12 protein-coding genes are annotated in these 12,390 nt (G+C 56.3%); 7 read left to right on the top strand and 5 right to left on the bottom strand.

Annotated features, from left to right (window positions below):
• Positions 1-114: 114 nt before the first annotated feature.
• The 6 genes from DS739_RS02985 to DS739_RS02960 all read left to right on the top strand — a co-directional run bounded on the left by DS739_RS02985 (position 115) and on the right by DS739_RS02960 (position 7,423).
• Entirely contained in the window at positions 115-1,302 is a 1,188-nt protein-coding gene (locus DS739_RS02985) for a cation diffusion facilitator family transporter (protein ID WP_035354168.1), read from the top strand.
• Between the two features lie 59 nt (positions 1,303-1,361).
• A complete protein-coding gene (locus DS739_RS02980) occupies positions 1,362-2,327 on the top strand; it encodes a cation diffusion facilitator family transporter (RefSeq protein ID WP_006117124.1) in 966 nt (321 codons plus the stop codon).
• Positions 2,328-2,451: 124 nt separating this feature from the next.
• Positions 2,452-3,861 (top strand): chloride channel protein, encoded by a 1,410-nt coding sequence (locus DS739_RS02975; RefSeq protein ID WP_050793164.1) that lies wholly within the window; start codon positions 2,452-2,454, stop codon positions 3,859-3,861.
• Between the two features lie 87 nt (positions 3,862-3,948).
• On the top strand, positions 3,949-4,953 hold the full coding sequence (locus DS739_RS02970; protein WP_035354171.1) for a GTP-binding protein: 1,005 nt from the start codon (positions 3,949-3,951) through the stop codon (positions 4,951-4,953).
• Positions 4,950-6,005 (top strand): WD40 repeat domain-containing protein, encoded by a 1,056-nt coding sequence (locus DS739_RS02965; protein WP_006117121.1) that lies wholly within the window; start codon positions 4,950-4,952, stop codon positions 6,003-6,005. The genes DS739_RS02970 and DS739_RS02965 overlap by 4 nt, the downstream gene beginning before the upstream one ends.
• Positions 6,006-6,139: 134 nt before the next feature.
• Positions 6,140-7,423 (top strand): NAD(P)/FAD-dependent oxidoreductase, encoded by a 1,284-nt coding sequence (locus DS739_RS02960; protein WP_006117120.1) that lies wholly within the window; start codon positions 6,140-6,142, stop codon positions 7,421-7,423.
• Between the two features lie 254 nt (positions 7,424-7,677).
• On the opposite strand, the gene DS739_RS14260 is transcribed toward DS739_RS02960, so the two are convergent.
• The 5 genes from DS739_RS14260 to DS739_RS02935 all read right to left on the bottom strand — a co-directional run bounded on the left by DS739_RS14260 (position 7,678) and on the right by DS739_RS02935 (position 11,895).
• A complete protein-coding gene (locus DS739_RS14260; protein ID WP_006117119.1) occupies positions 7,678-7,854 on the bottom strand; it encodes a hypothetical protein in 177 nt (58 codons plus the stop codon).
• A gap of 41 nt (positions 7,855-7,895) precedes the next feature.
• Positions 7,896-8,450, bottom strand: coding sequence for an Hsp20/alpha crystallin family protein (locus tag DS739_RS02950; protein WP_170315330.1), 555 nt, complete (start codon positions 8,448-8,450; stop codon positions 7,896-7,898).
• Between the two features lie 203 nt (positions 8,451-8,653).
• Positions 8,654-9,820 (bottom strand): acetoin dehydrogenase dihydrolipoyllysine-residue acetyltransferase subunit, encoded by a 1,167-nt coding sequence (locus DS739_RS02945; protein WP_006117117.1) that lies wholly within the window; start codon positions 9,818-9,820, stop codon positions 8,654-8,656.
• Between the two features lie 3 nt (positions 9,821-9,823).
• Positions 9,824-10,852, bottom strand: a complete 1,029-nt coding sequence (locus tag DS739_RS02940) for an alpha-ketoacid dehydrogenase subunit beta (protein ID WP_035354176.1) — start codon at positions 10,850-10,852, stop codon at positions 9,824-9,826.
• 47 nt (positions 10,853-10,899) lie between these two features.
• On the bottom strand, positions 10,900-11,895 hold the full coding sequence (locus DS739_RS02935; RefSeq protein ID WP_035354178.1) for a thiamine pyrophosphate-dependent dehydrogenase E1 component subunit alpha: 996 nt from the start codon (positions 11,893-11,895) through the stop codon (positions 10,900-10,902).
• 239 nt (positions 11,896-12,134) lie between these two features.
• Here DS739_RS02935 and DS739_RS02930 point away from each other — a divergent pair, with 239 nt between their 5' ends.
• Positions 12,135-12,359, top strand: a complete 225-nt coding sequence (locus tag DS739_RS02930; RefSeq protein ID WP_170315329.1) for a hypothetical protein — start codon at positions 12,135-12,137, stop codon at positions 12,357-12,359.
• Positions 12,360-12,390: the final 31 nt, after the last annotated feature.

The raw sequence follows: 12,390 nt of genomic DNA, 5'->3' as shown, positions 1-12,390 counted from the left end.
TCACAAAAAAGATGTTGCCCTTCCCTGTCATCCTTAGCAGACATAGATAAGACAGACCGGGTTGGTCATGTTGGTTTGTCCCTGCCCAGCCATTATTGTTCCATTCATTCAGGAATGCTTCTTCCCATGCCTTCGCCGCACGATCATATGCCATCTTCCCAGCCTGCGGATTCAGCCTGTGGTCATGCACACCACACGCCGGGCCAACCAGACGCACACAGCCATGCAGAAGCCTGCACCGCAGAGCATGATCACGCAGCAGATGCGCACACCCACGCGCATGAATGCAGCGCAGAAGAACATGACCACGCCCATGATGATCACGCTGGGCATGATGACCATACCGGGCACAACCATGCTGCGGGTGGAAGTTGCGGGCACAGCCACGGTTTTGGGCACGCCCATGTGCATACGCCAGCCTCCTTCGGCAAAGCGTTTGCCATAGGTATTGCAGCCAACAGCCTTTATCTGGTGGCCGAAGCGCTGTGGGGCTTTTTCTCGCACTCGCTGGCCCTGCTGGCCGATGCAGGGCACAACCTTTCCGATGTGCTGGCGCTGGCGGCGGCATGGATGGCCCAGCACCTTTCCCAACGCTCGCCCTCGCTGCGGTTTACGTATGGGTTACGGCGCTCATCCATTCTGGCGGCACTGGCCAACGCGCTGGTGTTGATGCTGGTAACAGGCGGCGTAGCGTGGGAAGCCATTACCCGCTTGTTTGACCCCGCCCCTGTAGCTGGCAAAACCATGATGATTGTGGCCGCCCTTGGCATTGTGGTGAACGGCGCCACCGCCCTGCTTTTTGCCTCTGGGCAGAAGGGAGACCTCAACATTCGCGCGGCCTTCATGCACCTTATGGCGGATGCTGTTACCTCCCTTGCCGTGGTGATAGCGGGCGGTTTGGTGGTGCTAACGGGCCTGAACTGGATAGACCCTGCCATAAGCTTGGCCATTTCCATTGTTGTGGTGGCCAGCACATGGTCTTTGCTGCGGGATTCCTTGGATATGGCGCTGGATGCCGTGCCCCGCGCGGTGGATGCCGGGGCCGTAGAAGGCTTTTTGCGCACCCTGCCCGGTGTAGCGGATCTGCATGATCTGCACATCTGGCCCATTAGCACCACGGAAACAGCGCTAACGGTGCATTTGGTGCGCACCTCCGCCACGGTGCAGGAAAGTGATACCGCCCTGCTGGAAAAAGCCGCCGCCGCCCTGCGTGAACGCTTTGGCATTGTGCACCCCACCTTGCAGATAGAAGGCGCAGATTATGCCCCATCCTGCGCCTTAACAGACCCGCACACCGTCTGACACGCCTTTCCCTTTCCCGCGCATTTTATGCCGCCACGCCAGCCAGAATTGTTGTTTACGTGCCAGAACTTCCCCTGCCCTCCAGCAATCGTGGCATTGCTGTTGTTAGCCTTGGTGTTAGCTTTGTCGCACTGGGGCTCAAATACGCCGCCTATGCCACCAGTGGCAGCATTGCCCTGTATGCCGATGCGCTTGAAACCATTATTAACGTGGTAGCCGCCGCCGGAGGGCTGTGGGCGCTAAGCGTGGCTGAAATGCCAGCAGATACCAACCACCCCTACGGCCACCACAAGGCGGAATATCTTTCTGCCGTGGCAGAAGGCGCGCTGGTGGTTGTAACAGCTTTTGTTATTGGGGATGAAGCGGTGCATGGCTGGCTGCACCCCAACCCACCACAGGCCCCATGGCTGGGGTTGGGGCTGAACGCCCTTGCCACCGTGGTTAATCTGGCATGGGGGCTTGTTATGCTGCGGGTGGGGCAAAAGCGCCGCTCTCCCGCCCTTGTGGCAGGCGGGCAGCATGTGCTTTCCGATGTATGGACAGGCGTTGCCCTTGTGGTGGGTGTTACCCTTATTCCGCTTACCGGCTGGGTGCGGCTGGATGCTATTCTGGCAGGGCTTTTGGCCATAAACGTGCTGCGCGTAGGCTGGGAAGTCATGCGCGAATCTGTTTCCGGGCTGATGGATGAAGCCCCCGAACCCGAAACAATGGAAGAAATTCGCACCATTATTGCCGCCAACGGCAAAGGAGCGATTGAGGCGCACGATATCCGCACCCGCATTGTGGGGGCTGTTACGTTTTTGGAGTTCCATCTGGTGGTGCCCGGCGCCATGAGCGTTAACACCGCGCATGATATCTGTGACCGCATAGAAGCTGCCCTGCGCGCCAGCATGGGCAGCACGCTGGTGCATATTCATGTAGAACCAGATACGCACGCCAAGCACGAGGGCATTGTGTTCTGGAAAGGCCCGGCAGAAACCTACCCCACACCCGCTGCACGGCCCGATAATGGGGCCAGCGCATAATAAAAGCGGCGCGTGCCATAAATATTCGGCACTAAAGAACTATCGCCTCTTTCATGTTGTGTATGAAATGCTACACTCGGTTGCATCCTTTTTCCTACCCTTTATGCCTTTACGGATGCCGCCCATGTCTGCCAGCGTGTTCCCCACGACTGAATCCCTTCGTCATTTGCGAGAACACGCCAAAGCGGGCACCGTAAACTGGCGCAGAAAGTTTATTTACTGGTCTGGCGCCATTATGGTGGGCGTGGTGGCCGTAGGCTTTGCCGCACTGGCCGATGCCGCCGCCCATGTGCGAGACCACATTTTAAAAATAAGCCCGTTGCTGATGTTGCTGGTAACCCCCGGCGGGCTGGCACTTTCTACATGGCTAACGCGCACATGGTTTAGGGGCGCACAGGGCAGCGGTATTCCGCAGGCCATTGCGTGCATGCACCTTAATAACAATGCCATTGTAGATAAGGTGCTGGCGCTGCGCATTGCCTTTGCCAAAATTCTGCTAACATGCCTTGGGCTGCTTTCTGGCGCATCCATTGGCCGAGAAGGGCCAACCGTGCAGGTGGGGGCTTCCATCATGCATACGGTGGGCCATTATATGGGCATTACAGATATTACCCGCCAGCGTGCGCTTATTAAAGCCGGAGGGGCGGCAGGTGTGGCCGCCGCCTTTAACACTCCGCTGGCTGGCATTGTGTTTGGCATTGAGGAACTGGCCCACTCCTTCGAACAACGCACCAGTGGCACCATGCTGACATGCGTGGTGATTTCCGGCGTGACAGCTATCGCACTTGTGGGCAACTACACGTATTTTGGGCACACCTATTCCTCCGTGCCGGTGGGTACAAGCTGGCTGGCCGTTCTGGCGTGCGGCATTATTGGTGGGCTGTGCGGGGGTGGGTTTTCTGCCCTGCTTGTGCGCATATCTCGTGGTATTCCGGGGGCTTTTGGGGCGTTTATTACGCGCCATCCGGTTGCGTTTGCAGCCCTGTGCGGGGTGTTGCTGGCCCTTATCGGCCTGATTTCTGGCGGCATGACATACGGCACAGGCTACGTGCAGGCGCGTGACATCATTATGGGGTCAGACCAGTATTCGGCCTCATTTTTTGTGCTGAAACTGCTGGCCACCATTGTATCTTACTGTTCGGGCATTCCCGGTGGGCTGTTTGCGCCCTCGCTTTCTGTGGGCGCGGGCATGGGTGGCTGGGTGGCGCAGTTTTTGCCCCACACCGCACCGGGGGCCGTGGTGCTGCTGGGCACCGTGGCCTATTTTGCAGCGGTTACACAATCTCCGCTTACCGCCACGGTTATTGTCATGGAAATGTGCGATAACCAGCAGATTACCCTTGCCCTGCTGGCCAGCGCCTTTCTGGCCTTTGGCGTTTCCCGCACCCTGTGCAGCCATGCCTTGTATGGTGCGCTGGCCGTGCGTTTTGTGCGCACCACCGCCCCCAAACAAAACAGCGCATCTGTTGTTACAGCCACAGATACAGCACGCCAGGCCTCTCGCGGGCAGTCTTCCCCCTCAAAGCAGGGCTGATCCGCCGGTTGGCTTAGGTTCTGGCCTAGAGCGCTATTGCACCCTATATGTTGCAACAGTTGTTTGTACTGGAAAGGTTCATTCCCGATGTCCGATGCATCTTCAGCGCCTGCAAGCGCCGCCGCGCCCGATAGCCGCATACCGGTAACCGTGCTGACCGGCTTTTTGGGCGCGGGCAAAACCACGCTGCTCAACCACATCCTAACTGCCGAGCACGGCCGCAAATACGCCGTGGTGATTAACGAATTTGGCGAACTGGGCGTGGATAACGATCTGGTTGTGGATGCAGATGAAGAAGTGTTCGAAATGAACAATGGCTGCATCTGTTGCACCGTGCGCGGAGACCTGATCCGTATTTTAAACGGGCTGATGAAACGGCGCGGCAAATTTGATGGCATTATTGTAGAAACCACCGGCTTGGCAGACCCTGCCCCCGTGGCCCAAACCTTTTTTGCCGATGAAGATGTGCGTGCAAAAACCAAGCTGGACGCCGTGGTAACCGTGGTGGACGCCAGTAACTTCCTGACCACGCTAACGGAAAGCCCCGAAGCGCACGAGCAGGTTGCCTTTGCAGATGTAATTATCCTGAACAAGACAGACCTTGTAGATGCCGCCGAGCTAAAAACGGTGGAAGACGCCATACGCAAGATCAATGCCGCAGCGCCCATCTACCCCGCCAAAAAAGGCAACGTAAAGCTTACAGACGTAATGGACCGCGGCGGGTTTGATCTGGAACGCATTTTGGAAAACGCCCCGGATTTTCTGGAACACACGCCAGAACATCACCATGAAGGGGATATCACCAGCGTTTCCCTTACCGTCAAGCAGCCCTTAGATGCCGGGCGCTTTCAGGCATGGGTAAGCGCATTGTTGCAGGAAAAAGGCGGAGATATCCTGCGCACCAAGGGCATTCTGGATTTTGCAGGCCAGCATGATCGCTTTGCTTTTCAGGCCGTGCACATGATGGCGGATGGAGACAACATCGGCCCGTGGAAGAAAGATGAACCGCGTGAAAGCCGCCTTGTGTTTATTGGCCGCAACCTCAACCGGCCCCAACTGCGCCGCGGGCTTGAAAGCTGCATTGCCGCATGAGCACCGAGACACAAAGCCTACGCGGCCTTATTGAAAAACGCGGCGCCCATCTACAGATGGAAGGTGAAATTACCGCCTGCGCCGCCACGCGGGATAACAGCCGCTTTGCCTTTACCACGGGTGAAGGTGATGTGGTGGTGGTACACCGTGAAGACCAGCTTACGCCAGAGGCATGGAACACCTATGCCGTGCATGATGGCCCTGCCCTTTGCCTTTCTGCCGATACGCTGCCCGATTGCTTTTTAACGGGGGGTGATGATGGCCGCCTGTGCCGCCTTGATCCATCTGGCGAGATTGAGGAACTGGGCAAAGGCCGCCGCTGGGTGGAACATATTACCACCTATGCAGATGCCAAATCTGCCGTAATTGCCGCCGCTGCGGGCAAAAATGTAGAACTGCGCGATGCCACGGGCCGCACCGTAACCCGCACGCTGGAACACCCCACCACCGTGGGCGGCATTGTGTTTGACCCCAAAGGCAAGCGCATTGCGGTTTCTCACTACAATGGTGTTTCTGTGTGGTTCACCCAATCCAAAGATGGCAAGCCCCGCCAGTTGGAATGGAAAGGCAGCCACCTTGATATTGCCATGCACCCGGCGGGTGATGCCGTTGTAACCGCCATGCAGGATAATGACCTGCACGGTTGGCGGCTGGCAGATGGCCACAACATACGCATGAGCGGATACCCTACCAAGGTGCGCTCGCTCTCCTTTTCCAAAAACGGCAAATGGCTGGCCACCAGCGGTGCTGACATCGTTGTGATGTGGCCATTTTTTGGGGGTGGCCCTATGGGCAAACCACCCATGGAACTGCCGGGCGCAGGCGGTGCGCTGTGCACCCGCGTAGCCTTTCACCCAGAGCAAGAGGTTGTGGCCGCTGGCTTTGCAGATGGTACCGTTGTAATGATGGAACCATCTACCCAGCGGGTTTTGCCCGTATCACTGGGCAAGGCGGGGGCCATTACGGCGCTGGCCTATAGCCCAGATGGCTGCACGCTGGGTTTTGGCACCGAAGAAGGTGTAATTGGTGTGGTGGATTTAGCCGCTTCCTAATTACGCCCGCTTTGGGCATCAAAACGGCGCGTACCACGGTAGAACACAATAAACGGGTGCGTGAGATCAACAAGTAGTGGATTGCACGGCACTCCTCCGCACCGCATGGTGCGGAGCAAGGGGGATATTGTGGGATGAGTGATCGGTTTAGGGTGGTTATTGTTGGCGGCGGTGTTGCAGGCATGGCTATTGCAACGCGGCTGGGCAATAGCCTTGGGCGCTCCGGCAAGTTAGATATTACGTTGGTGGACAAGGGCTTCAGCCATGTGTGGAAGCCCATGTTACACTGCTTTGCTGCGGGCACAGCCAGAAACGAGAATGACCGCATCACCTTTATCTCCCACGCTGCGGCGCATGGGTTCCGCTTTTGCTATGGTGAAATTGCCGGGATAGACCGCGCCGCCAAACGCCTGAAGTTGGCCCCGCTGGAAGAAGAAGACCACGAGGTGCTGCTGGATGAGCGGTATCTGGATTACGATGTGCTGATTTTTGCCATTGGCAGCCGTGCGAATGATTTTGGCACACCGGGCGTGGTGGAAAACTGCATCTTCCTAGACAACATTGTAGAAGCCAATAACTTTAACGAGCGCTTCCGCCATGCGGTTATTCAGGCCTATGGCCGAGGATCTCCGCTGGATATTGCCATTGTTGGCGGGGGCGCTACAGGCGTGCAGCTTGCGGCTGAACTGCACAAGGCGCTGGATATTGGCTCTTTGTACAACTTCACGCCTGTTACGCCGGAAATGCGCGTAACATTGTTAGAAGCCGGGCCGCGCATTTTGCCTGCCTTCCCCAAAAATGTATCTGCCGCCGCGCAAAAGCAGCTTGAAGCACTTAAGATCAAGGTGCTTACCAGCACAATGGTAAGCGGTGCAGATGAACACGGCTTTATGCTTAAAGATGGCTCCCGTGTAGATGCACAGTTTCGCGTTTGGGCGGCGGGCGTAAAAGCCCCCGATGTTACCCGCCAAATGGATGGTTTGGAATGTGGGCGTGGCGGCCAGTTTTTGGTGCGCCCCAATTTGCAAACCACGCTGGATGACAGCATTTTTGCTGTGGGGGATTGCGCCTTTATTAGCGATAGCCCGTTGGCCCCCACCGCACAGGTGGCCCGCCAGCAAGCACACCATCTGGCACGCTATCTGCCGGGCTTTATCTTTAACAAAAAGCCCGTGCCTGCCTTTAAGTTCAGAAACCGCGGGGCCATTGTGGCCTTGGGGGATTACAACGGCTGGGGCGCATTTGCAGATGGCAAAACCTTTGGCGGCGGCTTTATGCACGGCCTTAGCGCGCGTTTGGGCCATATGGCGCTGTATCGGCAACATCAGTTTGAACTGTATGGGCCATTCCGCGGCATGATTGCCTGCTTTACGGATTGGCTGGATGGCTTTGTGCGCCCACCCGTGCGGATGGACTAAGCCACACTTTACACCGTTTATAAAAAAGCATTCCCGCACCGGCCTGTTGAAAACATCAGCCAGTGCGGGAACCTGATAACGCAAACCTGCCACACAGGGGCGGCCCACCCGTATAAGGGCCAGACCAGGCAGGTTCACCGCATCCTGCCTGCCCCTGTATTTTTAAAGCGCCCGCTTTGTGTGTTGGGTAAACCCCACAATGCGGGCCTTTATACACCCTGCCAACAGCAACACCTTTCTATCCGGCTTCTTAATTAGTCCAGATACTTGGCCTTGCCTTCGTTCAACTGGGTAATGAAGGAATCACTTGTCATTTCCTCCACCTTGCCTGCGCAGTCCTTCAGCCGCACCTTGCTGTCACCATCATTGATAACGCCCAGCATTTCGTATTTGGTGCTGCCGATCTGTACTGTTTTGTTTTTCGTGCTCATAAATCTATCTTTCCTAGCGGGGTTTTAAGGTTCCGCTGTTTTCAGCCTGCCTTAATGGCAATCTGGCGTTCTGCCGGTTTGGCTTCTGCTTTTTTGGGCATGGTTACTGTCAGCACACCGTTTTTAATGCTGGCAGAAATTTTATCCACATCCACATCTTCGGGAATAGCAAAGGAATCTTCAAAAGCAGCAAACTGGCGGCCCGCAACGTGGTGCTTTGTGCCTTCTGCCAGTTCGGGCTTTTTCTTTTCGCCGCTAATGGTCAGCAGCCCGTTGGCTGTGCCCAGCTTGATATCATTTTCAGAACAACCCGGCACTTCCGTGGCAACCACGTAGGCGCTAGCGTTTTCTGTAATATCGGTTGCACCCAAGCGGCTTGTAGCGGCGGCTGCCCCTTCTGGTGTTTTGAAATCTTCAAACAAACGGCTCATCTGCCGCTGCAGAACAGAAAACGGATCTGCCACCCGTACCGTGCCAACAGGAACACGCACAACTGGGGAGCGGCCTGTATTCACGTAACTGGTCATTTTATCCTCCTTGTTCTGGCACAAGGGCCCGGCACGCGGCGCCCTTGTGATCACGCTTAGGAGTATCACCGCTTTCTGATCGCCTCTCCCTTGATCCAGATCAATTTCATGCACCCGGATTCAGCGTGCCGGAAATGCGTGCATGTCATAACATGGCTTCCCATATCTAAAGAACAATGCAGCGTTTTTAACAAACAATATGCAGATGCCCTCTACACTTTATGTATAGAAGGCACCTGCATTACGGGGCATGTTGGGGAGAGCTTGGGGTATTAGGCTGTGGCGTCCATCCGGGCCATGCTCAGCGCGGCTTCGGGGTCTTTTACAAACACGGCAATGGCTTTGTTAATATCTGTTGCACGCTCAAGCTGCGGCAGATGGCCTGTTTCTTCAAACACTGTTACCGGTATGATATCCGGCAGGCCAGAGGCGTTGGAGGCAGAAAGAATTTCATCTTCCTTGCCCCAGAAAATCTGGGTAGGTGTTTCGGCCCCGGCCAGCACGGAGCGCAAATCATCCGCCTGATGCCCGTTAGGGAAGCACGCCTTGGCAATAACGTGCAAAGCATCCCGCGCGCCATCCAGCCTGCGGGCACGCAGCACGGCATCCACCATTTTGCGGCCAACAAGTGCCTTGTTATACACCAGCATTTGCAAAACAGCCTTCATATCCCGGCTGCTTTCACTATCCACAAAAGCGCTGATGAAATCTGCATTCACATCCTTGCCCAGCCCGGCGGGGGCCAGCAGGTTTAGGCTGGCAACCTGCTCTGGGTGGTCTCGCAGCAAGGTCAACGCTATGCCGCCCCCCAAAGAATGGCCCACCACATGGGCTTTTTCTATCTTGAGCGTTTGCAGCAGATCGCTCACCACACCGGCCAGAAACGCCAGCGTGCCTGTACCCACGTTTTTAGAGGAAGCCCCATGCCCCGGCAGGTCAAATGCTATCACGCGCCTGTCTGCCGCCAAAGCATCCTGCGTGAGCAGCCAGTTGCTGATATCTCCACCAAAACCATGCACCAGCACAATGGGCGTGCCCTGCTGCGTGCCTACATCACGCACATTCAGCGTGTGCTCGCCCACCGTGATCTGCTTGGGTTCCCCGGCGGTGGCATCCTGCGTTGCGGCGGCATCCTGCGGGTTGTCTGCATGAAAGTTCTTGATAAAGGCTTCAATATCCACATCTGGCGTTTCAGCATCTGCCAGAACGCCAATCAGTGCGCCCACGGGCAAGGTTTCCCCTGCCTCTGCCACCTGTTTGCGTAGCACGCCTGCGGCGGGGCTTTCATAACTGCTGGTAATTTTGGTGGTTTCAATATCCGCCAGCTCATCACCCTGCTGCACGCTTTGGCCAACAGATACTGTCCATGATGCCAGCTTGCCTTCTGTCATGGCCAAGCCAAACTTGGGCATTGTCAGTGCTGTAATGGTGTCTGTCATGGCTTATGCAACCTTCTGCTTCTGGCTGGAGGTAATGGAGCGCACAGCGGCGGCAATTTTGTTTGCATCCGGCATGTACAGCTTTTCCAGCGGGGTGGAAAACGGCACTGGCGTATGGGGTGGCACCACACGGCGGATAGGCGCTTTAAGGCTGAAAAACGCTTTTTCCGCCACAAGGGCAGAAATATCGCACGCCATGTTGCAGCGCGGGCTGGCTTCATCCACCACCACAAGGCGGCCTGTTTCGGATACAGATTCTAAAATGGTTTCTTCATCCAGCGGGGATGTGGTGCGCGGGTCTATCACTGTACAGCCAATGCCCTGCTTTTCCAGATCATCTGCTGCGACGTTGGCCATGCCAACCATACGGCCCATGGCAACAATGGTGACATCTTCTCCTTCACGCGTCACGTTCGCTTCACCAAACGGGATGGTATAGGCCTCATCCGGCACGTCTTCCTCATCATCATACATCACTTTGTTTTCAAGGAAGATCACGGGGTCATCATCCCGGATAGCTTCTATCAGCAGGCCCTTGGCCTCGTAGGGTGATGACGGGATAACAACCTTAAGCCCCGGAATATGCGTAAACAGCGGGTAAAGCGCCTGGCTGTGCTGGGCCGCCGCACTAAACCCGCCACCATACATGGCCCGGATAACCAACGGCGTAGTGGCCTTGCCGCCAAACATGTAGCGGAACTTGGCCGCCTGATTCATGATCTGATCCAGACAACAGCCCACAAAATCTACAAACATCAGCTCGGCCACGGGGCGCAGGCCGGTAGCGGCCGCACCTGCGGCGGCACCAATGTAGGAAGCTTCGGAAATAGGCGTGTCCAGCACGCGATCATCTCCAAATTCTTCCCACAGCCCTTTGGTTACGCCCAGCACGCCGCCCCAGGCATCTGTAATGCCAGCGGTGCCGCCACGGCCCCCGGCAATATCCTCGCCCATCAGGATCACCCGTGGGTCGCGCCGCATTTCCTGCCGCAGGGCTTCGTTAATAGCCTGTCTGAAACTCTTTTTACCCATTGTTCTGGTTCCCGTTTGCCTGTGTGGCTGAAAAACTGGTGGAAGGGTTAGTACCGCGCATACACATCGGCCATCAGGTCTTTGTCCTGCGGCCACGGCGCCTGCTTGGCGGTGACAACCGCGCTTTCCACCTCATCCGCCACGGCGGCGTCTATTTCATCCATATCGCCTTCGGGCAGCAGGTTTTCCGCCACCGCGCGGGCGCGAAACTTTTTGAGGCAATCATGATCTTTCTTTTGCTCGGCCACTTCCCCGGCCTTGCGATAGGTCATGGCATCGCCTTCAAAGTGCCCATACCAGCGGCTGAGATGCACATGCAGCATCACCGGCCCCTCGCCAGAGCGTGCGTGATCTATGGCGTTGCGGGCTGTTTCATACACTGCAAAAAAATCATCTCCTTCGCAGGAGAAATACGGCAGGCCAAACCCGGCGGCCCTATCCTTTTGCGTGCCTGCGCAGGCGTAAGATGCCCCTGTGGCCTCTCCATATCCGTTGTCTTCCACCACAAACACAGCGGGCAGATGCCAAACAGAGGCAAGGTTCATGCTTTCCAGCGTGGTGCCCTCGTTAGAAGCGCCATCACCAAAAAACGCCACGGCCACACCGTTATCCTTAAGCGTTTTATGAGAAAGAGCAGCCCCGCAAATAAGCGGTGGCCCGCCACCCACAATGCCATTGGCCCCCAGCATGCCTTTAGAAAGATCCGCAATATGCATGGACCCTCCCTTACCGCGGCACACACCGGTATGGCGGCCATAAATTTCGGCCATCATGCCGCCTACTTCCACGCCTTTGGCAATGCAGTGCCCGTGGCCACGGTGCGTACTGGCAATGGTATCGTTATCTGTCAGGTTAGCGCACACCCCCACGGCAGAGGCTTCCTCGCCGCAATAAAGGTGCACAAATCCGGGAATTTCCCCTGTGGCAAATTCCACGTGCAGGCGTTCTTCAAAAACGCGAATGGTACGCATGCTCCGATACGCACGCAGCAGGGCTTCTCTTGAAATCTGAACCGACATGTTCTGCCTGACCTTTCCATACATCTGCACAGCGTTACACGGGTGCCAACGTAGGGAGGAAAGGCGGCGTTCCGGCCTATAGAAGGTATATATATGTTTTTAACGCATATGTGATATTATTATTTCAATATAATAACATGTTTTCAGAGCGTTAGCCTTACTCTTTTGCGAGCGGTTCTCAACGTTTGTCATGAAAGCGTCACGCACAATAGGCCAGCAAGGGGCTAAAGGACTGCTCATCCTGTTTGGAGGAGAAGCAGACAATGTGTGCTGAACCAGTTACTGCAATGCAGCCCGATGCACATAAGCCAAAGTGGCGCGAAGCCGTGCGTGAGCGCTGGCGCACCACTTTGCTCTATGTATGGGAACGTAACGGCACCCCGCACCCGTATGCAGCCCTGCCGCATACCGCACGCCGCAAGGTGTGTGCTGGTGCACGCCCTGCTTCAGCGGCCCATGCGGCCGGTAAGCCGGCCCACGCCGTCTGAAACCTGACAGCAGGACGGGAAAATATCTGCT

Source organism: Acetobacter sp. JWB (genome assembly GCF_003323795.1).
Taxonomy (GTDB): Bacteria; Pseudomonadota; Alphaproteobacteria; order Acetobacterales; family Acetobacteraceae; genus Acetobacter; species Acetobacter oryzifermentans.
Note: the sequence above shows the minus strand (reverse complement) of the source record. Positions and strands in the feature narration are given on the sequence as shown.